At 54.1% G+C, this 21,029-nt stretch carries 25 protein-coding genes and 1 other annotated feature; of the genes, 21 read left to right on the top strand and 4 right to left on the bottom strand.

Going from position 1 to position 21,029, the window contains the following annotated elements:
* From EVJ23_RS07050 to EVJ23_RS06950, 21 genes are all read left to right on the top strand, one after another.
* Complete coding sequence (locus EVJ23_RS07050) at positions 1–1,038, top strand: type IV pilus twitching motility protein PilT (protein WP_083273986.1); 1,038 nt, start codon at positions 1–3, stop codon at positions 1,036–1,038.
* Between the two features lie 4 nt (positions 1,039–1,042).
* Positions 1,043–2,260 (top strand): type II secretion system F family protein, encoded by a 1,218-nt coding sequence (locus tag EVJ23_RS07045; protein WP_070327704.1) that lies wholly within the window; start codon positions 1,043–1,045, stop codon positions 2,258–2,260.
* A 140-nt stretch (positions 2,261–2,400) separates the two neighbouring features.
* Positions 2,401–2,898 (top strand): prepilin-type N-terminal cleavage/methylation domain-containing protein, encoded by a 498-nt coding sequence (locus tag EVJ23_RS07040; RefSeq protein ID WP_131465485.1) that lies wholly within the window; start codon positions 2,401–2,403, stop codon positions 2,896–2,898.
* 89 nt (positions 2,899–2,987) lie between these two features.
* Positions 2,988–3,740 (top strand): prepilin peptidase, encoded by a 753-nt coding sequence (locus EVJ23_RS07035; protein WP_131465483.1) that lies wholly within the window; start codon positions 2,988–2,990, stop codon positions 3,738–3,740.
* A gap of 12 nt (positions 3,741–3,752) precedes the next feature.
* A complete protein-coding gene (gene pilM, locus EVJ23_RS07030) occupies positions 3,753–5,354 on the top strand; it encodes a pilus assembly protein PilM (protein WP_131465481.1) in 1,602 nt (533 codons plus the stop codon).
* On the top strand, positions 5,351–6,058 hold the full coding sequence (locus tag EVJ23_RS07025; RefSeq protein WP_131465479.1) for a hypothetical protein: 708 nt from the start codon (positions 5,351–5,353) through the stop codon (positions 6,056–6,058). Before pilM ends, EVJ23_RS07025 begins: the two co-directional genes overlap by 4 nt.
* Positions 6,059–6,195: 137 nt before the next feature.
* Positions 6,196–6,783: a Maf family protein gene (locus EVJ23_RS07020; protein WP_070327700.1), complete on the top strand. Its 588-nt coding sequence runs from the start codon at positions 6,196–6,198 to the stop codon at positions 6,781–6,783.
* Between the two features lie 23 nt (positions 6,784–6,806).
* Positions 6,807–7,436 carry a RadC family protein gene (radC, locus tag EVJ23_RS07015; protein ID WP_131465477.1) on the top strand — a complete coding sequence of 210 codons (630 nt, stop codon included), beginning with the start codon at positions 6,807–6,809 and terminating at the stop codon, positions 7,434–7,436.
* 62 nt (positions 7,437–7,498) lie between these two features.
* Positions 7,499–7,942, top strand: coding sequence for a hypothetical protein (locus EVJ23_RS07010; RefSeq protein ID WP_236633724.1), 444 nt, complete (start codon positions 7,499–7,501; stop codon positions 7,940–7,942).
* A gap of 200 nt (positions 7,943–8,142) precedes the next feature.
* The gene (locus tag EVJ23_RS07005; RefSeq protein WP_070327697.1) at positions 8,143–9,180 is read left to right on the top strand and encodes a rod shape-determining protein; all 1,038 of its coding nucleotides are present in this window, start codon (positions 8,143–8,145) and stop codon (positions 9,178–9,180) included.
* Between the two features lie 13 nt (positions 9,181–9,193).
* Positions 9,194–10,084, top strand: a complete 891-nt coding sequence (gene mreC / locus EVJ23_RS07000) for a rod shape-determining protein MreC (protein ID WP_070327696.1) — start codon at positions 9,194–9,196, stop codon at positions 10,082–10,084.
* Between the two features lies 1 nt (position 10,085).
* Entirely contained in the window at positions 10,086–10,580 is a 495-nt protein-coding gene (mreD, locus tag EVJ23_RS06995) for a rod shape-determining protein MreD (RefSeq protein WP_083274026.1), read from the top strand.
* A 5-nt stretch (positions 10,581–10,585) separates the two neighbouring features.
* Entirely contained in the window at positions 10,586–11,254 is a 669-nt protein-coding gene (locus EVJ23_RS06990; RefSeq protein WP_236633723.1) for a septum site-determining protein MinC, read from the top strand.
* 5 nt (positions 11,255–11,259) lie between these two features.
* Complete coding sequence (gene minD / locus EVJ23_RS06985) at positions 11,260–12,117, top strand: septum site-determining protein MinD (RefSeq protein ID WP_070327693.1); 858 nt, start codon at positions 11,260–11,262, stop codon at positions 12,115–12,117.
* A gap of 41 nt (positions 12,118–12,158) precedes the next feature.
* Positions 12,159–13,484, top strand: a complete 1,326-nt coding sequence (locus tag EVJ23_RS06980) for a ribonuclease E/G (RefSeq protein ID WP_131465473.1) — start codon at positions 12,159–12,161, stop codon at positions 13,482–13,484.
* 55 nt (positions 13,485–13,539) lie between these two features.
* Positions 13,540–13,611, top strand: a sequence feature (ribosomal protein L21 leader region).
* A 15-nt stretch (positions 13,612–13,626) separates the two neighbouring features.
* Positions 13,627–13,935: a 50S ribosomal protein L21 gene (gene rplU / locus EVJ23_RS06975; RefSeq protein WP_070327691.1), complete on the top strand. Its 309-nt coding sequence runs from the start codon at positions 13,627–13,629 to the stop codon at positions 13,933–13,935.
* Between the two features lie 5 nt (positions 13,936–13,940).
* Positions 13,941–14,276 carry a ribosomal-processing cysteine protease Prp gene (locus EVJ23_RS06970; RefSeq protein ID WP_070327690.1) on the top strand — a complete coding sequence of 112 codons (336 nt, stop codon included), beginning with the start codon at positions 13,941–13,943 and terminating at the stop codon, positions 14,274–14,276.
* Positions 14,277–14,288: 12 nt separating this feature from the next.
* Positions 14,289–14,570, top strand: coding sequence for a 50S ribosomal protein L27 (rpmA, locus tag EVJ23_RS06965; RefSeq protein WP_016508537.1), 282 nt, complete (start codon positions 14,289–14,291; stop codon positions 14,568–14,570).
* A 66-nt stretch (positions 14,571–14,636) separates the two neighbouring features.
* Entirely contained in the window at positions 14,637–15,077 is a 441-nt protein-coding gene (locus EVJ23_RS06960) for a Spo0B domain-containing protein (RefSeq protein WP_070327689.1), read from the top strand.
* Positions 15,078–16,367 carry a GTPase ObgE gene (gene obgE / locus EVJ23_RS06955; RefSeq protein WP_070327688.1) on the top strand — a complete coding sequence of 430 codons (1,290 nt, stop codon included), beginning with the start codon at positions 15,078–15,080 and terminating at the stop codon, positions 16,365–16,367.
* Positions 16,368–16,382: 15 nt separating this feature from the next.
* Complete coding sequence (locus tag EVJ23_RS06950) at positions 16,383–17,669, top strand: hemolysin family protein (protein WP_328590997.1); 1,287 nt, start codon at positions 16,383–16,385, stop codon at positions 17,667–17,669.
* A gap of 36 nt (positions 17,670–17,705) precedes the next feature.
* On the opposite strand, the gene EVJ23_RS06945 is transcribed toward EVJ23_RS06950, so the two are convergent.
* The 4 genes from EVJ23_RS06945 to EVJ23_RS06930 all read right to left on the bottom strand — a co-directional run bounded on the left by EVJ23_RS06945 (position 17,706) and on the right by EVJ23_RS06930 (position 20,943).
* Complete coding sequence (locus EVJ23_RS06945; protein WP_070327686.1) at positions 17,706–18,482, bottom strand: NUDIX domain-containing protein; 777 nt, start codon at positions 18,480–18,482, stop codon at positions 17,706–17,708.
* 125 nt (positions 18,483–18,607) lie between these two features.
* Positions 18,608–19,189 carry a DedA family protein gene (locus tag EVJ23_RS06940; RefSeq protein WP_071399444.1) on the bottom strand — a complete coding sequence of 194 codons (582 nt, stop codon included), beginning with the start codon at positions 19,187–19,189 and terminating at the stop codon, positions 18,608–18,610.
* A 106-nt stretch (positions 19,190–19,295) separates the two neighbouring features.
* Positions 19,296–19,835 carry a transcription repressor NadR gene (locus EVJ23_RS06935; RefSeq protein ID WP_131465469.1) on the bottom strand — a complete coding sequence of 180 codons (540 nt, stop codon included), beginning with the start codon at positions 19,833–19,835 and terminating at the stop codon, positions 19,296–19,298.
* Positions 19,813–20,943, bottom strand: coding sequence for a cysteine desulfurase family protein (locus EVJ23_RS06930; RefSeq protein ID WP_236633411.1), 1,131 nt, complete (start codon positions 20,941–20,943; stop codon positions 19,813–19,815). The genes EVJ23_RS06935 and EVJ23_RS06930 overlap by 23 nt, the downstream gene beginning before the upstream one ends.
* Between the last annotated feature and the right edge of the window lie 86 nt (positions 20,944–21,029).

Below are 21,029 nucleotides of genomic sequence, written 5' to 3'. Positions count from 1 at the left end.
ATGATCCATCAATCAATCGAAGCGATTTTAACGAAAGCGGTCGAACAACGTGCCTCAGACATCCATCTGACCGCCGGTTCGCCACCGATTTTCCGGATTGACGGCAGTCTGATCACGATGGGCGAGGAGAAAGTGCTCCCCGTCCACATCGAAGGATACTTGCAGGAAATCATGACCGACGAGATGCGAGGCCGCCTTGAGATCCAGCGCGACCTCGACTTCTCGTTCGGTGTGCCCCGCGTGTCGCGCTTCCGCGTCAACGCCTACTATCAACGTGGCACGATCGCCATCGCGTTTCGTTCTATTTCCGGGGAAATCCCGACGTTGAACGAGCTCAATTTACCGCCGGTGCTCAAGCGGCTCATCGAGAAACCACACGGGTTGATCCTTGTGACCGGACCGACGGGGTCTGGGAAATCGACGACGCTCGCGGCGATGATCCATGAGATCAACCGGACGCAGCGAAAACGCATCATCACGCTCGAAGACCCGATCGAATATTTACACACGCACGATCAGAGCATCGTCGACCAGCGGGAGATCGGCTCGGACGTCATGAAGTTCGTGAGCGGCCTGCGGGCGGCGCTCCGCCAAGACCCGGACGTCATCTTGCTCGGGGAGATGCGCGACTTAGAGACGATTTCGACGGCGATGACCGCCGCTGAGACCGGTCATCTCGTCATGGCGACGCTCCACACGTCGAGCGCGATGTCGACCGTCAGCCGGATCATCGACGCTTTCCCGGCCGAACAACAAGACCAAATCCGGACCCAACTCGCCAACGTGTTGCTTGGGGTCGTCAGTCAACGCCTGTTCCCGCGTGTCGACGTGCCAAAAGGTCGGGTCGCGGCGATGGAGATCATGATCGGGAACGCAGCCGTCGCCAACTTGATCCGGAACGAGAAGGAGTTTCAGCTCCCGACCGTCATCCAGACGAACCGGCAGAACGGGATGCAATCGATGGAAATGTCGATCGAACAGCTGATCCGTCAAGGGGTCATCAATCCAAGCGCCGTGCCAAGCGAAGAAATGAGGTGAGACTATGGCCATCTTTCAATACGAAGGAAAACTGCTGAACGGGAAGCGCAAGAAAGGGCGGATCACCGCCGTGTCGCTCCGGGAAGCTAAAGACAAACTTCGGCAAGAGTCGATTCTCGTCACCGACTTGTCCGAACTCGAGTCGACCGGACTGAACACGGAAGTCAACTTATTGCCGGAACGCGTCAAAATCGAACATTTGATCATGTACGTCCGTCAGTTCGCCACGCTCATCCGGGCCGGCGTCCCAATCGTCCGGGCAACGTCGATTTTGCGCGTCCAGACGGAGTCGAAGCTGTTGAAGAAGACACTCAGCCAAGTCGAGGACGACCTTCGAGAAGGGATCGCCTTCTCGGAAGCGATCAAAAAACATCCGCGTGTGTTCTCGAACTTCTTTAGCTCGATGGCGCTCGCGGGTGAGGCGAGCGGTAACTTAGAAGAAGCACTCGACCAAATCGGGCTGCAGCTTCAGAAACAGTACGATATTAAACGTAAAGTCATTTCGGCGCTCACGTATCCGCTCGTCGTCTCGATTGTCGCGATCGGCGTCGTCGCTTTCCTGATGGTGAACGTCGTGCCGACGTTCGCGAGCATTTTCGGACAGCTCGGTGGTGAGCTCCCGCTCATCACCCGGATCGTCGTCGCCGTCTCAGACTTCGTCGCCGCCTATTGGTGGTTGCTGTTCGGTGGCGCGCTGCTCGGCGTCCTCCTGTTCTCGTGGATGTTGAAGCGCGACAAGGAACGGTTCTTGATCGACGGGTTGTTGCTGAAAATGCCGATTTTCGGGCCGATCGTCCTAAAGTCCCAGATCGCACTCCTGACGCGAAGTTTGGCCGTCTTACTGCAAGCGGCCGTGCCGATCTTGTCAGCGATTGAGATCACGGAGAAGATCGTCTCGAACCGGGTCATCCGGAAAGGGCTCGGGCAGGCGCGCAATATGATGGCGCAAGGAATCCCGCTCCACGAACCGCTCGAACGGAACCCGAACTTCCCGCCGCTCATGACACAAATGATTGCGGTCGGCGAAGAGAGCGGAGATTTAGATTCGATGTTGAACGAAGTCGCCGAATTTTATGAGACCGAGGTCGAGACGACGACAGACCGGTTGAAGTCGATCATCGAGCCGCTGTTGATCGTCGTGTTGGCCAGTATCGTCGGGGTCATCGTCATCGCCATCGTCGTCCCGATGTTCCAAATTTACGGCGACATCCAAAATCAGTAGGAAATTCTTAGTTTATGCATATAAACTACTTTTCAACTCCATATTTTGAATGTATAGTAAAATTGTACTACTTGTTTTAGTACTACGGTAATGAATCCAGCACAAAATACAGCAAAACACACAAAAGGGGAGAATCAGTCATGTTAGAAAAAATGAAAATGATTTGGCAAGATGCGAAACAATTAAAAGATGAGCGCGGGCTCACACTCGTCGAGTTACTCGTCGTCGTCGTTATTTTAGGAATTATCGCAGCCATCGCGGTCGTTGCGATCGGTGGGATCATCGAGAACTCGAAGAAAGATGCGATGGTCGCGGATGCTAAACAGATGGTAAGTGCGGCGAAGTTACATACTGCTTCTGAACCTAAATCGGGAGAGTTAGTGTTCCTATCCACTGCTGCAAGTGCAACTTCACCAACACAGGGAGCGGGTTTTGATTATATCTCAACTTTAAAAGATCCGTTCTCAGACAAAGAATATACTGATGCGAAAGTAACAATTACTGAAGCTTCAGGAAAATTTTCATACGCAGTAACACTAAAAGGTGCTGCAGTAAGTAAAGTTTATTATTTTGAGGATACTCCTGAAAGTAAAATCAATAAAGATACTCTTGAAGCTGCAGCAAATAGTAAAAAATAATGTTATTCTCCGGCTGGCGCTGGGCTCTCGCTCAGCCTAGCCGGTTTTCTATTTTTGGCATATACTTACAAGTAAGGAAGTGACCAATTTTGGTTGACCTCATTGGACTCATTTACAGCATCGTGCTCGGCATGATCATCACCTCGTTCACAAACGTCGTCGGGCTCCGCGTGCCACGCAAACAGTCGATCGTGTCGCCACGGTCGCATTGTCCGTCGTGCGGACACGTCTTGTCCGCTTGGGAACTCATCCCGGTGTTCGGTTACATATTGTTACGCGGCAAGTGCCGCGGCTGTGGCGGACGGATCGCGCCGACGTACCCGCTGTTCGAACTGCTCGGGGCGGTCGGTTACGGCTATAGCTTTTGGCTGTACGGATTCTCCGGGACGACATTGCTTGCGTTCGTCTTCTTATCGACGCTACTCGCACTGGCGATGTCTGATTTGTCGACGATGCTCGTGCCGAACGTGATTCTCATGTTTGCGGCACCACTGCTGCTCATCCTCGCTTATGCGTCCGGAGCTACGTGGTGGAGCCCGCTCGCTGGGGCGGCGCTCGGGTTTTCTGTCCTCGCCACCGTTTTTTTCGTCTCAAAAGGGGGACTTGGGGCCGGCGATGTCAAACTATTTACAGTGATCGGGCTCGTGCTCGGACCACGTGACGTATTGGTCGCATTGTTTTTAGCGAGCTTGATCGGAGCAGTCGTTGGACTGTTGCTCATCGGACTGAAACGGATCGGCCGCAAGCAACCGATCCCGTTCGTCCCGTCGATCGCACTCGGTACGATGCTGACGTTTTGGTTCAGCGAACGTTTTTTTGATTGGTATTTTGATTTGATGTAGGGGGAAACAAGCATGAGCCGGGCTATAGAGAAAGGAACGGTCGCGTACTTCTCGTTCGATGCACTCAGCATCCACGGGGCCGTGATTAAACAAGGCGTCTTTAAACGAAGCGCTTCCGTCCAATTGGCGAAAGGTGCCTATGCGGAAGGTTTGATTCAAGACGAGAACGCGTTCGGACTCGCCTTTGACGAGTTGTGCCGTAAAATAAAAGTAAGAAAAGGGATGGTCTGTGCCGTCGATATGGCGGAGACGGAAGTGCTGTCCCGCAAAGTCGAGATTCCATCGAACATTCCGAAAGACGAGATCCGTGGCTATTTGTTCATGGAGATCGGCAGCTCGATCATCCTGCCGTTCGACGACGTCGCCTTCGACTACGAAGTGCTCGGCGAGACGGACATGAAGACCGAGGTCATGTTGCACGCCGTCTCGGTCGATTTGACGAAAGCGATCCGCGCCTACATGAAGAAACGCGGCTTCGCCTTGAAAAAAATCGTCCCGCGTCCGATTGCGATCGCGAACGGGGTGTCTCGACTCGAGACGCTCGACCCGCTCAAGTCGACGCTATTGTGGCACGTGACACCGTTCGCGCACCAACTACTCGTCCTCGAGGAAGGGCAGGTCCGCTTCATCCGTGCCATCGAGAATGACTTATCGTATCGTGCCGACACGACAGACGGTATCGTTACATATACGTTCAACGGCTCAAACGAGGCGTTAGCGAATCGGACCGATGAATGGTTGAATGAACTCGCCCGTTTTCTCGATTTCTACCGTTACTCGCTTCGTACGGACGGACGGCCAATCGACGAACTGATCATCTCCGGGACGGTCCCTGAACTCGATGACCTCGTCCGGACGATTGAACTGGAATCGATGGTCCCGATCAAACGCATCGATGACCCGTTGCCATTGTCGCACGCGACGCCGCTAACCCATCAGATGTTGCCGCTTCTCGGGATGGCGACGCTCGACCGCGACCATGACGCCAACTTCATCAATGCGACCGACGTGACGCTGCGTTGGCCGATCGTCGCGAGTCTGGCCGCCTTATTGATCGGCGGCGGACTGACCGGCTATCTTTATTACGAAGTGAACGGGATCGAACAGGACAAAGCACAAGTCAACGAACAGTTACAGCTCGTCCGCATCTACCAGACCGAACAAGTGAACTCGAAAGGGCAGCAAGTCATCTCGCTCGAGCAGACTGTGACCGCGCTGACGACTGAAGAGAAGCAGGCGGTCCCGGCGCTCCGTGCGCTGACCGAACAGCTGCCGCCGACAGGTTACGTCTTGACGTACAACTACGCCGACGGTTCGCTCATGAGCGTCCGGACCCAGTTTGAGACGTTACCTGACTTGAACGCGTTCCAACGAGCGTTGTTGAACGATCCACGGTTCGATAACGTCAAACTGCTCGGCGTGACGACCGAGACGAAAGCAGAAGCGGACCAAGACGCGGAAACGGATACGGGAACACCGGTTCTCAATGCGTCAGATGAGCCGCTCCCACGCTATATCGGAGAGTTTACGTTCACGTTCATCGATGCCGAACCTGAGACGCCTGAAGGCGAGACGGAACAACCCGAGGAAGATGAGGAGGTGGTGAGCGAATGAAACGTTCAACGATTTATTTGATCTTTACAATTTGTTTGTTCGCAGCCATCGCCGTCCCGTCGTACTTCGGCTACCAGTACTTTATCAACCAAGGTGAATTGAAGGCGCTCGAGCGCGAGCTGTCACTCGAACAGACAAAGCTCGAACTGTTGCGCCAAGAAGGCGAAGTCGTCGACGTCGCCGATTCGCAGCGCTTGCAGACACGTGTCCCGACGGAGCCGGCGCTCGATACGGTCGTCGAGACGTTATCGCAAGCGAGCCAGCTGTCTGACGTGCGCGTGACGAGCATCGCTTTCGCGGACGGGCTCATCGCCGAATCGGAAGTGCCGGAACCAATCGCCGAACCGGAACCGAACGATGTGAGCGAGACGGCTGAACCGGCTGAACCGGTCGAGATCACACCGGTCAACGCCTCGTCCGTCCGCTCGACGGTGTCGCTCCAAGCGGAGACGTATGAGGCGCTCGTCCTCTTCCTCGAGTCGGTCGAGTCGATGAACCGGATCCACATTTTGCGGACCGTCCAGTTCACTGGACCTGCCGAAACGGGCCCGAACACGACCGAACCGGCCGCACCGCTCGACTTCACGGTCGAACTCGATGCGTTTTACCGGCCCGACCTCGATCAACTCGTCCCGGACCGCTACGTGCCGACGCAGACGTTCCCACGAAAAGATATCCCGGTGTACGATTACACTACACCGTAAACGAGCGTCCCTTCGAAAAGAAGGGGCGTTTTTTTTGGCGGCTTGGATTGTGTTCGGGTGACGCTTTGCCTACAATCAACAGAGAAGCGTGAAACGGCAAGGAAGCCCGTTTCGAAAGTATGGAAGGAGTCGATACAATGAACACAACACAGAAACGTGTCATCCTCGCCTCGATGTCACCGCGGCGGACCGAGTTGTTGAAACAAGCCGGCATTTTGCACGAGGTGATCCCGTCAAACGTCATCGAAGGAACCGACGGACGTGAGCATCCGGACGAGTACGTCGGACGTCTAGCCCGTGAGAAAGCGATGGACGTCGCACGGGACAACCGCGACGCGATTGTGATCGGTTCGGACACGGTCGTCGTACTAGACGGAACGATTTTAGAGAAACCGAACGACCGCGATGACGCACGCCGGATGCTCAAGCACTTGTCAGGGGCGACCCATGAAGTGCTCACTGGCGTCAGCATCATCGGACCAGACCGGCACGACTTGTTCGTCACGACGACGCACGTCACGTTCATCGACATCCCGGAGTCTTGGCTCGACGGCTACCTCGATTCGTCGGAGCCGTATGACAAGGCCGGTGCCTACGGGATCCAAGGGTCGGGCGGTTTGTTCGTCGAACGGCTCGAAGGGGATTACTATAACGTCGTCGGCCTCCCGCTCCGGCCGCTCGTCGAGACGCTCGAGCGTCACGGGGTATCGCCGCGCTTTCTGTGAATGATGCGAGAGTAGGTGAAGGAATGACTATGGTGCTCGACCGAAGTGTTGAATCCGCTATTGCCAGACTGCTTCAAATCGGTGGACGGGGCGGGGACCCGCAGGCGACGGCCCGGCGGTTGTCAGATGTGTATCCGACGCTTCGGGCACTGTCACAGGCGTCCGTGCACGACCTCTGTCAAATCGAAGGGATGACGAAGAAGAAAGCCGAGCAGTTGCTCGCGGCGTTCACAATCGGCATCCGTTACGTCGAGGAGCCGAAAGTAGAGTCGCCGACGATAAGGTCGCCGCAGGACGCGTACGAGCTGCTGCGTGATGAGCTCCGGCTACTTAATCAAGAACATTTCGTCTGTTTGTACTTAAACACGAAAAATCAATTGATCGCGCGCAAGACGTTGTTCGTCGGCGGGTTGAATTCGTCGATTGTTCATCCGCGCGACGTCTTCCGCGAAGCGCTCAAGCTGTCGGCGGCGTGTTTCATCGCCGTGCATAACCATCCGAGCGGGGACGCGACGCCGAGCCGGGAAGACATCGAAGTGTCCGAGCGCTTGGTCGAAGCGGGCAATATTGTCGGTATCGCGTGCCTCGACCACGTCATCATCGGCGAGGATCATTATGTCAGTATGAAGCAACGTGGGTATATGAACGGGTGAAATTAGGAGACGTTTCCCATATCCCTCTTGAAGTTTGGTATACTAACGGACGAGGTGTTCGTATGGAGAAACTAGTTTGGATTGTTATGATTGGAATCGCGCTAGCCGCGAGTTTTGTTCCGCTCGAGCCGTTCGCGTTGTCGCTCGTCGTTTTCGCGTTGTTCGTCTTTGTGAGTATGGCGCTATTTCAACAGTTTTCAAAAGACGGGCATTGGCTTGACCGCTACCCGCCGCTCGTCGGCGTCGGTGTCGGAATTGTGTCGCTCATCGCCTACATTGGTCTGTTCATCGCCTGGGTAAATGCGTCAGGAGACAGTCAAGCGTGGCGTGTCATCCCGCAACTCGTCTTCGTTTACGTCGGGATTTATTTGTTCACCGCGACGATGGCGAGCTTTTTGGCGGGTGCGACGCGCGAGCGACCGTCCCGTTTCTTTCGGCCGATTCTCATCTTTTCGGTCGTCTTTTATGCGGCAATGCTGTTGCTGCCGCTCCAACCCGGTCTTTAAATGATCGGTTCATCTAAGCAGACGCCTTCAGACGTCTGCTTTTTGATTTGCGTTTTTTTTGAAAAGCAGGCACACTAATATACGGTGGAACAGGACTGAGATGAAGGGGATTGTAAATAACCTGTAATCGATTGAACGTTTTCAAACATGATTTTTCCGTTATAATAATAATTAGTGTAACCAGGAGAGGGGCAGTACGTATGTTTCGTAGTTTTAACCGAGAAATCGGAATCGACCTTGGAACGGCAAATACGCTCGTTTATGTAAAAGGTCAAGGAATCGTTGTTCGTGAACCGTCCGTAGTGGCGTTCCGTACAGATACAGGTAGAATTGAGGCCGTAGGTAATCAGGCCAAAGATATGATTGGACGTACGCCGGGGAACGTCACGGCACGCCGTCCGATGAAAGATGGGGTTATCGCTGACTTCGAAACGACTGCAACGATGATCAAATATTTCATGGAGCAAGCACAAAAATCGAAGAGCGGGTTGTTCTCATCGAAGACGAACGTCATGATCTGTGTGCCAAGCGGCATCACGTCAGTTGAAAAACGTGCGGTTGAAGATGCGGCCAAGCAAGCAGGCGCTCGCGAAGCGTACACGATTGAAGAACCGTTCGCGGCAGCAATCGGCGCCGGTCTCCCAGTTTGGGAACCGACAGGCTCGATGGTCGTCGATATCGGTGGCGGTACGACCGAAGTCGCAGTGATCTCACTCGGCGGCATCGTGACAAGCCAGTCGATCCGTGTCGGTGGTGACGAAATGGATGACGCCATTATTCGTTACATTAAAAACAAATACAACCTCATGATCGGGGAACGTACGTCAGAAGCGCTCAAGATGGAAATCGGTTCGGCCCGCATCGACGAGTCGAACGAAAACGAAACGATGGAGATCCGCGGACGCGACCTCGTGACCGGTCTTCCGAAACAGATCGAAGTAGGGGCAGTTGAAGTGTGCGAGGCGCTTTCAGACACGGTAGACGCGATTCTAGCCGGTGTGAAACAAACGCTCGAACAAACACCGCCAGAACTCGCAGCCGACGTCATGGACCGCGGCATCGTCCTGACAGGCGGCGGCGCGCTCCTTAAAAACTTGGACGGTGTTATCTCTGATGAGACGCACATCCCGACACTCATTGCGGATGAACCGCTCGATTGCGTTGCGATCGGGACTGGAAAATCTCTTGAAATGATGGACGTCCTCCGTTCAAAATCAGGCATCTCGTCACGCCGATGAAAGGTGTTAAACGATGAGCCGGTTTGTACGCAATAAAAAGCTCATCATCACGCTGATCGGTATCATCTTATTTCTCGTCATTTTAGGGGTTTCGATTCGAGGACGGTCGGAATCCGCCTGGTACCAAGACGTCACGCGTGATGTGGTCGGAACGTTCCAACGGGTGTTCACGGTGCCGATCGGCTGGATGGATAGTACCGTGTCCTCGATTTCGAACGTCCGTGAAATTTATGAAGAGAACCGTGAATTGAAGCAACATTTGACGAAATACGCCGAAGTGTCCGTCGAAGCTGACGACCTGCGCCGTGAGAACGAGGAGTTGCGTCAAATGGTCGAGGCGGGCGAAAGCTCGCTCCGTGACTTTGATTTGATTCCGGCCGAGGTCATCGGGCGCACGCCGAACGACTGGCAGCGCTATGTGACGATCAACGTCGGGCAAGAACGCGGCGTTGAAAAAGGCATGGCCGTGACGGCCGCGGGCGGCATGGTCGGACGCGTCATTCAAACGAGCGCCTATACGTCACAAGTTCAGCTCCTGAGCGACAACAACCGGACGAACAACGTCTCGGCGGTCGTCAAAGATGCGGACGGTAAGGCGGCGTACGGAACGATCGACGGCTTCGACAGCGAGACGAACGAACTCTTTTTCACAAAGGTTTCGAACAGCGTCAAGTTGAAAGAAGGCGAGATCGTCTCGACGTCAGGGCTCGGCGGACGTTATCCGGCCGGTCTCGTCATCGGTAAGGTGAAGTCGATCGAGACCGATGAATATGGTGTGTCTCAAGTTGCTCGCATCACGCCAGAGGCGGACTTCAACGAGTTCTCGCAAATGTTTGTCATCGATCGAACGCTAGACGAACCGTTTTTGACGGGTCCCGAGGAAGGAGGAGCAGCGGGTGAGTAACATGAAAGTGTTCATCGCCCTGTTCCTCCTCTTTCTTATTGAAGGGACATGGGCTGCCATCTTTTCATGGCACTACGCGACGCCGTTCGTGTATTTGACGTTGATTGGGTTAATGTACGTCGGTTTGTATGGCCGGTTTGAGTCGGCACTCGGATTCGGTCTCGTATTCGGGTTGTTGTATGACATCGTCTACACCGACTTGCTCGGAATTTACTTATTTACTTTTTCACTCATTCCTCTCTTAGTCAGCTTCGTGTTAAAATATATAGGTGAGAACTTCTTCTCGGTCGTCATCACGTTCACGTTCATGATCCTCGTCTTCTCCTTCGGGATATACGGTATCATGGCAGCGGTCGGTGGGACGACCATGACCATACAAACACTATTAGTTGAACAGATTCCAGGGACGCTCGTCGTCAATGTGATCGCCATCGCGATTCTTTATTATCCGATGACGCGATACGTGGCGGTGCGCCCTGTAGCGAAAAGAGGGTAGCCATGATGGAGCGTAAACGACACATTACGATAAAAGGACATCGCAACGGTATTGCAATCCACTTCAATCCACGGAGTGGCGTCGATGAGGTGCTCGGAGAGCTTGAGGCCACGTTACAAGAAATGGAGCCGCCCTCTGGGGAGATTGCACTCAAGTTGCACGCGGGTACTCGTTATTTGGACGAGGAGCTGTCACGTCAAATTCGTGAAGTCGTTGCTCGTCATGGCGTTTTTTATATCGAGGAGCTGTCGAGCGAGGTCATGTTGACCGAAGAGGCGAAAGCGACTTACGGGAAAAAGACGTTCCATTATCATAGCGGGACGATCCGCAGCGGGCAAGTGCTCTCATTTGAGGGTTCGGTGCTCATTATCGGCGACGTCAATCCGGGGTCTGAAGTTCGGGCGACAGGAAGTATCTATTGTTTAGGCACGATACGAGGAAATGTCCGGGCCGGTGTCGAAGGATGGGAGGACGCGGTCATTACCGCAAGTCTGTTGCATCCGCTGTTTCTAGCGATCGGTGAGCACGTGCTCACGCCAGACGACGATACCGAGATGCCAGAGATCGAGATGGGCTGCGCGTATCAGACGAATCAGGGCATTGAAATGACGCGTCTCCGCCAAGTCATGACAGGGCTTAAAGACGCATATGCAATGGAATTACAGAGAGGGTGAGTTTGATGGAGCAAGTAGTAGAGCCTGTACATACAGCAAAAGAAGTGAAGAAAGGTCGGGCCATCGTCGTGACGTCGGGGAAAGGTGGCGTCGGCAAGACGACGACGACCGCTAACCTCGGGACGGGTCTCGCATTGTCCGGACACTCGGTCTGTCTCGTCGATACGGACATCGGTCTACGGAACTTGGATATCATCCTAGGACTCGACAACCGGAGCATCTATAACCTCGTCGACGTCATCAACGGGCAGTGCAAGCTGCACCAAGCGCTCGTCCGTGACAAACGGTTCGAAGAGATGTATCTGCTGCCGGCGGCCCAGTCAAAAGACAAGACGTCGGTCCAACCGGAGCAAGTCAAAGAGATCATCGACCAGTTGAAGACGGAATATGATTTCGTCTTGATCGACTGCCCGGCCGGTATCGAGCAAGGGTTCATGAACGCCATCGCCGGTGCCGACGAGGCTGTCGTCGTGACGACGCCTGAGAAGGCGGCCGTCCAAGACGCGGACCGCATCATCGGTATGCTCGAACAAGCGGAACACGTCGCGCCGCCTAAACTCATCGTCAACCGCGTGAAGAATCATCTCGTCGCATCGGGCGACATGCTCGACATCGATGACATCATGCGCATCCTGTCGATCGACCTGCTCGGCGTCGTCGTCGATGATGAAGAAGTCATCGCCGCGGCAAACCGAGGTGTCCCGGTGACGATGAACCCGGACAATAACGCCGGACAAGCGTATCGCAACATCACGCGCCGTATTCTGGGTGAGTCGGTGCCGCTCATGTCCATCCAGACGGACCAACAACCGACCGGATTTTGGGCACGATTGCTATTGAAGTTTGGAATGAAAAAAGCCTAAGGCAACGAAAGTTGCCTTTTTGTGTCGAAAGGAGTGCTCGTATGAAACTCATCTATGAACGGACCCCGTCGATCGAGCGGGCCATGCTCGTCGACGGCGAGCGTCTGCTTGAAGTCGAGGAGCGCTTTGTCGACCAGCTCTCGGTCGGGACGATCCTTGAAGCTGCGATCGAGCGGATCCATCCGTCACTCGGCGCCGCTTTCCTCGTCAACGGCGAGACAACGTTTTTCTTGCCGATCGCCGAGACGCTCCGGGCGCTCGCTGTCTACCCGGAAGTACTGGGCATCGGTCAGGCGGCCGTCGTCGGGGAGAAACGTCTCGTCCAAGTGACGAAAGAGGGCATCGGGGGTAAGCACCACAAAGTGACCGAGAACATTCGGTTCGGAGGGCGCTATCTCGTCTACTTCCCGTATGGACGGCGCCAGTTGTTCAGCCGTAAGCTCGACCTCGCTACGCAGGACCGGTTATCGAAAGTATTCACGCTCAATGAGGCGGAAGGTGTGTTGTTCCGGACCGAATCAGGACAAGCCAGTCCCGAGGCGCTTCGCGAGGAGCTGGCCTTGTTGCGGGCCCGGGCTACTGACGTCGAGACGGCGCGCCGCGGGCAAGACGAACTGCTCTGTGAGCAGTTCGTCCGGCGCCATTCGGTCGAGTCGGTACTGTTGAACGATAAAGAGGCGCAAGAACGTTTGAAGCGGCTCGACGTCCCGGTCGAACGCCACGTTGGCAAAGGCCGGATGAAAGAAGCCGCGCGTTTAGACACAGCGATCGAGAAGCTCGAGAACCGTGTCGTCTGGCTCGAAGGCGGGTCTTACGTCTTGGTCGAACAAGTCGAGACGATGACCGTCATCGACGTCAACAGCGGCAAGAACGTCGCCGTCAAAGATAAAGGGCGCGCCGCCGACACAATCAATGAGGCGGCACTGTATGCGGTTATGGAACAGCTCCGCCTACGCAATATCGGCGGCATGGTCGTCATCGACTTTTTACGCGGGTCAAAAGATGGACAAGACCGACTTTTGAAACGAATGAAAGAACTCGGGGCCCGTGACCCACGTCGTGTCGAAGTGTACGGCTTCACACGGATGGGACTGTTCGAACTATCGCGCGAGCGGACCGGACGTTCGATTCAAGACCGGATGACGTATAACGGTGCACCGTCGAAGCTGGCCGTGTTCTCACGGCTTGAGCGCACGCTCATGGAGCTAGACGGAAAACAGGAGGCGGTCGTACTGTCGCTTCCTTCGAAGTGGCAAGACGGGGCCTGGGACGCGTCAGGTCTTCATGTGTTCTTTATAGAAGGAGAGCCCGACGTCGCTTTTCATGGTACACTCGAGGAATGTGAGAACTTCGTATCTCGTCATTGACAAGCTTCGCGCGAGAGTGGTAATATCTATAACGTTAGTTCGTTTGGAAGCACCCAAATGGCTACAACCGCACAGAACGGGTTGAAACGGTTTCGCCCTGCCCTGGATGGCGAGTCTGAGTTTAATAAGGAGGTGCACGTATATGTACGCAATCATCAAAACTGGTGGTAAGCAAATCAAAGTTGAAGCAGGTCAAGAGATCTACATCGAAAAACTCGATGCTGATGTCGAGGGTACTGTAGAATTCGGTGAAGTTCTTTTCGTTGGTGGTGACGATGTTAAAGTCGGAGCTCCATTCGTAGAGGGCGCTAAAGTAGTAGCAACTGTCGTTAAACACGGTCGCGCGAAAAAGATCACTGTCTTCAAAATGAAAGCTAAGAAAAACTACCGTCGTAAGCAAGGTCACCGTCAGCCTTACACGAAAGTTCGCATCGAGAAAATCGAAGCGTAATTTCTATGATTCAAGTAACGGTCAGACGAGACGAGACGAAGTCGATTCGTTCCGTCGAAGTGACAGGTCACGCCAACTTTGCTGAACCCGGTTCTGACTTAGTGTGTGCCGGCGTTTCCGCTATCATTTTTGGGGCGTATAACGCTGTTGAGGTACTCGCAGGCCAGTCGCTTCTTGTAGAAATGGCAGACAAAACAGAGGGTGGTTACTTTTATGTCGAGACATATCCTGAACTATCACCGCAGGATATGACTCGCACCCAGCTGTTATTAGAAGGGATGCTCGTGCAACTAGACACGATCGCCCAAAGTTACGGTGATTATATCCAAATTGAACAATAGGAGGTGGACCTCATGTTACAATTGAACCTTCAGTTCTTCGCATCGAAAAAAGGAGTTGGATCGACTAAAAACGGTCGTGACTCGATTTCGAAACGCCTCGGCGCTAAACGCGCTGACGGACAGACAGTTTCAGCTGGATCGATTCTCTACCGTCAACGCGGTACGAAAATTCACCCAGGTGAAAACGTCGGCCGTGGTGGCGACGACACATTGTTTGCTAAAGTTGACGGCGTAGTACGCTTCGAGCGTCTTGGTCGCGACAAGAAACAAGTGAGCGTTTACCCAGTTGCGTAAGTAGAACCACGCAAAAGACTCTAGCCACTTATTTGGTTAGAGTCTTTTTTACTAGGAGAGGATCAAATGGACTCACAGGCAACGCTGAAATTATTATCGACCGTCCGTCACGAATGGATGAATCGGCTTCAGATGATCTCCTTGTATGCGGCGCTCGAGCCTGATAGACTCGAGGAGCTGTACGAACGTTATCGTCAGCACGCCGACGAGGAGAGTGCGCTCGTTCGCTTAAATATGCCGGCGACTAGTCTCGTCATCATACAGGCGAATTGGGAAGGGCGGTTGACCTATAAGGTATCGACCGACCGTGCGTCGTTGGACGACGCACGCGTGGCGGATAAACTTGTCCGTCTTCTGTCAGGAACGGATGGACCGATTCATGTGACGTTCACGGACGGACTGGCGGTTCGCGTCTTCGGCAACGTGCCGGGAGATGTGTTCACGTCAGACGAAGTGCACGAACAGACTGTAGAATGTTCTACGTTTCGTTTAAAAGGAGGGAATTAAATGTTTGTCGATCAGGTGAATATTTTTGTAAAAGCTGGAGACGGTGGTAAAGGAATGGTCGCGTTCCGTCGCGAGAAGTATGTTCCAGACGGTGGACCAGCAGGTGGTGACGGTGGTCACGGTGGCGACGTCGTCTTTGAAGTAGAAGAAGGATTACGGACGCTCGTTGATTTCCGCTTCTCGAAGAAGTTCATCGCCTATAACGGTGAAAAAGGAATGTCGAAAGGGATGCACGGACGTAAAGCGAAGCCGCTCGTCGTCAAAGTCCCGCCAGGCACAATCGTCTTCGATTCAGTGACGGATACTGTCATTGCCGACCTTACCGAGCACGGCCAACGGGCCACGATCGCTAAAGGCGGCCGCGGTGGACGCGGAAACTGTCGATTTGCGACACCGTCGAACCCGGCACCAGAAATCGCTGAAAACGGGGAACCGGGCCAAGAGCGCGAGTTGCGTCTTGAACTGAAACTCCTCGCCGACGTCGGTCTCGTCGGATTCCCGTCAGTCGGGAAATCGACGCTCTTGTCGGTCGTCTCATCGGCACGTCCGAAAATCGGAGCGTACCACTTCACGACGATCACACCGAACCTCGGTGTCGTTAAAACAGCTGACGACCGTGACTTCGTCATGGCCGACCTTCCTGGACTTATCGAAGGCGCGAGCCAAGGCGTCGGTCTCGGTCACCAGTTCTTGCGTCATATCGAACGGACGAAAGTCATCGTCCATATGATCGATATGAGCGGGATCGAAGGACGTGACCCGTTTGAAGACTACACGACGATCAACCGTGAGCTCGAGTCGTACAATTTACGTCTCCTCGAGCGTCCACAGATCGTCGTCGCCAACAAGATGGATATGCCGGATGCGCCAGAACTTCTTAAAGAGTTCCAACAGAAAGTCGGCGATGACGTCAAAGTCTTCCCGATCTCGGCACTCGCGAAAGAAGGACTTCGCAACTTGCTCATCGAAGTAGCTAATCTCGTCGACGCGACACCTGAATTCCCACTCGAAGAGCTCGAAGCGAAAACGGCCACACCACGTGTCGTCTATCGTTACGAGAAGGAAGAGAAAGGGTATCAGATTCATGTCGATGAGTACCAACGCTTCGTGATCACGGGGCCGCGCATCGAGAAACTATTCAAGATGACGAACTTCGATCACGATGACTCGATCAAACGATTCGCCCGTCAGATGCGTCAAATGGGCGTCGATGAGGACCTTCGTAAGCTAGGTGCTCAAGATGGCGACGTCGTTGCGATCTCTGATTTTGAATTCGAATTTGTCGAATAATCTTTTAAATAAGAAATGGAGTGTGAAGTAAACGTGGACCCTGTGCCCTCGTCTAGTTTAATTCTTTATGCAGTTCTAGTATTTTTGTCAGCTTTCTTCTCTTCAGCAGAGACCGCGCTCTCGAGCGTGAACCGCGTCCGGATGATCCGGATGAGTGAAGACGGGGACAAGGGCGCCAAACGCGTCCTCCACCTCGTCGACCGGTTTGACGATACGCTCTCGACAATCCTCGTCGGGAACAACATCGTCAACATTGGTGCCGCGACCGTTTCGACGGCGATCGCCACGAGTATCTTCTCGGGTGGAACCGGCTTGATTGTCTCGACGTTCGCGACGACCGTTGTCATCTTGATCTTCGGTGAGATCTTGCCGAAATCACTCGCCAAAGAATTCGCTGAAAAGTATTCACTTTTGATCAGCGGAATCTTGTTGTTCCTTGTTAAAATCCTGAAGCCGGTCACGATGATCTTTACAGGTCTCAAGCGCTTGACGCTTCGCATGATCGGGATGGCCGACAAAGAACCGTCGGTGACGGAAGAAGAGTTGAAAGTGCTCGTCGATATGGGTGAAGAAGAAGGAGTCCTCGGTGAGAAAGAAGCCGAACTGGTGCATAGCGCCTTCTCTTTCAACGACATCACCGTCGATGACGTGTTGACGCCGCGGATCGACATCCTCGCCGTCGATATCGACGATACGCTTGAAGAGGTCAAAGACACGATCTTTAGCGGGGGACATTCTCGTCTCCCGGTGTATAAAGACTCGATCGACAACGTCATCGGGGTGTTGTCGGAACGTGACTTCCTTCGCTCGATGATGCGAGATGAAGTGACGGATATCCGTTCACTCATCCGTCCGCTCACGTACGTGTCACCACAGACAAAATTGATCGAACTGCTTCCAATTCTGCAGCAAAAACAATCGCACATGGCTGTCGTCCTCGATGAGTTTGGTGGGACGGCTGGTCTCATCACGCTCGAGGATATGCTTGAAGAGCTCGTCGGCGATATTTGGGACGAGCACGACGAATCGATCGTCTACTTGAGACGGCTTCGAGACGGCGTATACGAGTGTATGGCCGACATGGACGTCGATCAGTTCGCTGACGAGATGGGGATTAAAGAACCTGAAGTAGATGCCAACACAATGGGTGGTTGGATCGTCGAGCTGCTCGGCGACATCCCAGAGAAAGGTGCGCGTGTCACGTATGACGACATGACGTTCACCGTTCTCCACGTCGAAAAACGACGCATTCGCAAACTGTTAGTCGAAACGAGTCAATCCGAATCGGCTGAACAGGCATAAGAAAAGGAGATCGCCACGTGGCGATCTCCTTTTTGTTTAGACGGTATGGTGGCGCTCGACGCGCTCGAGCAACTCGTAAGGACGAACCTTATAGATTGCGTGCGGGATGTACGTCGGGTCGATCGCATCAATGAGACGCATCTGGAAGTGGTCACGTTTGATGTAGTCCGACACGTTCGACGCATCGATCGGGAAGAAGCCGACCTCGTGTGTCTCGCCTGCTTGCGGACGAAGGTCGCCCGAGACGTAACGCCCATGGAACGAGACGCAGAGGACGCGTGACGACACGTTTTGATAGATCCCGATGATGCCGTCAATCTCGATGTCGGCCCCGGTCTCTTCTTTCACTTCACGATGGATTGCATCGATGATCGATTCGTGTTCTTCGACCTGTCCGCCCGGCATCTCGTACGTGTCGCTCCGGTGCGTGTTTTTGACGAGCAGCACCTCGCCGTCATCGTTCGTGATGTAGGCGGTCACGGAGACGATCGTGCGCGGCGGGGTGTAGTGTCCGGTCGGCATCATGAACTCTTCGCTCGACTTGATGTACAAGTCTTTCCCGAGACGGGCCCGCTTCTTCATCGCCTCGCGACGGAGTGCGCTCGAGCGGTAATCGCGTTCGACTTGTTCATAGTGCTCACGGTCGCGGTATTCCCAAAGTGCCATGACCTCGGTTTGGTCCTCGGTCACCCAACGGCCGACGAGCCGTGCGCCGTGCGATACCTGAATCGGATACAGGTATGTATGGAAAAACTCAGTGAATTCTTGCAAGCGTTCGGGACGGATCGTATACGTTTTTCGACGATGGAACATGAAAATTCCTCCTTTGACGGTTGCTGTCTCTGTGCTTTAGAAATAGATTGATTTCCTCACTATGACGTATTCGCCATACGTATCAGTTTACCCTCTATTTAAAAAAAGTCAGCCCGAACTTTTGTTCAGGCTGACTTTTTCATGAAGTTCGGATGTGAGCGGATATAGCGGGCGACAAAGAAGATGCCGATGCCGAGCCCGATATAAGGAAACAGGCCGTGTGTGTATTCGCCGATATATCGCCAATTACTGCCGAGCATCATGCCGACTTTGACGAAGACGAACGACCAGACCGCGAAGACGATCGTTGTCATCGTCAGGAATTTACGGAACGACAACCGCATCACGCCGGCGCTGATGGCGAACAATTGACGCCAAATCACGCTGAGGCAGACGATCCACGCCCCGTACTTCTCAAACCACGACTCGGCTTGAAGCTGTTTCTCCTGCTTGATCCGAAACGAGCGATACAATCGCAGGGCGACCGGTCGTCCGCCGTAGCGGCCAATCCCATACAATGCGACCTGGGTCACGACGAAAGCCGACCAAGCGAGCAAAAAGATGAACAGGAATGACGCGTCAAGGGAACCGACGAGATAACCGCCGTATGCGAGGACGAGCTCGTTTGGGATGACTTGGATGAAGATGCCGAGCGGGATACTGAAGACGCCGCATCCGGCCAAGAGTTGCTCGAGGAAGTGCCACATGACAGATCACTCCTTTCAATACGTAGTAGGGAATTTGTTCCATCCATCAGTATAACGGACAAACTAGGAAAGCAAAAGAAAAGATGTCACAAAGGCGTGACATCTTTTAGTCGAGTTCGGAAACGAGCACGCCGAGGCGCTCAAGTTCAGAGACGGCGGCATCGATCGCTTCCGCACTGTCGGCTTCGAGCGTGTGAATGTGCAGCCCACCCGTCAAATGGGACAGTGGGGCAGCCTGGTTGGCCTCGACGCGTTCGAGGAAGGCCCGGACGTCGCGCCGGCTCTTCACCATCAACTGACCAGTCAGCGACCCGTAGACGGGGTGATCGATGATGACGTCACGAATCGTGACACCTTCGTCGACGATGGCGTTCATCTCGGCTTCCATGTCCTCGGCTTCGTGCCGACAGACGATTTTTCGTGTGTAGGCGGACGGTGATGCCTCGCCGGGTAGATAGACATAGCCGCGGGCGGTCGCGACGATTTGGTGGCCTTTCGCCTTCAAGAGCGACAAGTCTTGGACGATGACTTGGCGGCTGACCGCGACGCGGCGGGCGAGCTCGGAACCGGTGATCGGTTCCGTACTCGCTTCAATCAATTCCAATAAAGTGCGCCGGCGTTCTTCACCGGCTAAACGTTTGTTCATGGTGTTCAACTCTCCTTGCTAAAGTGACGATGGCATCGGCGAGTGCCGCCGTGGCTTCGGCGGTTGTCTGTTCGCCGAAGGAAATTCGGACGAGCCCGTGGCAGGCGCTCGTCTCATAGCCGAGTGATTCGAGCATGCGGTTCGGTCCGTTTTGACCGGCCCGGCAAGCCGAGCCGGCCGACACTTGGAAGCCGAGTGCGTCGAGTTCGGTCATCCACCATTGGCCGTCTCGTTTGTCCGAGACGAATGAGAGGATGGCCGGACTTTGGTCGTCGAACTCGAGCCAGTCAACATGTGACGATGTCTTCTCTTTCAAGATAGCACGAAACGCTAAGAAATTTCTTTCGTGACGTGTCCGATTCTCGTGCCGATTGGTGAACGCCTTGACGAACGCAGAGATGCCGGGCACGTCAATCGTCCCGGGACGGATGCCGTACTGATGGTGACCCGGGTAGTAGGGTGGAGGCAATAGACGTTCCATATAGAGACCGCCGACTCCTTTCGGCCCGCCGACTTTATGGGCGCTGAACGAGTAAGCGTCGATCCCGTCGACCGAGACCGGTATTTTTCCGAGCGCTTGTACTCCGTCGATATGGAGCAGTACTTTCTTATATTTAAGTTTACAGAGGATGTTATGGAGCGGCAAAATCCAGCCGGTGTCCGAGTTGACGTGCTGAAACGTGACGAGTCCGATATCACGATCGAGCAAGTGGAGGAACTTGTCGTGGTCGAACTGGCCGTCTTTCAGCTTGAGGCGATGGACGATCACACCTTCAGCTTCCCACTCGTCGAGGAGGAGCGAGACCGAGTCGTGCTCTTGCCAGGACGTGATGACCTCGCTGCCTTTCATGCGTTTGCGCAGACTCGTCAGCGCGATGTAATTGCTTTCCGAGCCGCTCCCGGTAAACAACAGCTTCCCTCTCAGCATATCGAGACCGAGCGCCTGCTTGACGAGCCGGCGCGCCTCTGTCAAATAGTCCTCGGCTATGAACCCATGCGTATGAAGCGACGAGGGATTGCCGGGGACGCCTTTGGCCATGGCGACGTAATGGTCAAGGGCGGCTTGGGTCATCGGGTGTGTCGCCGCGTAGTCAAAGTAACCGTTCATCGAAGTATCCCCTTTTCTCATGTTGTCTTCTTCACAAAATTATGCGAAACTAGTTTACAAGTCAACATTACATATGAAATACAGGT

It is taken from the genome of Exiguobacterium sp. SH1S1 (genome assembly GCF_004337245.1).
In the GTDB taxonomy this organism is placed as follows: Bacteria; Bacillota; Bacilli; order Exiguobacteriales; family Exiguobacteriaceae; genus Exiguobacterium; species Exiguobacterium aurantiacum_A.
This window is presented reverse-complemented; position numbering and strand designations above follow the sequence as displayed.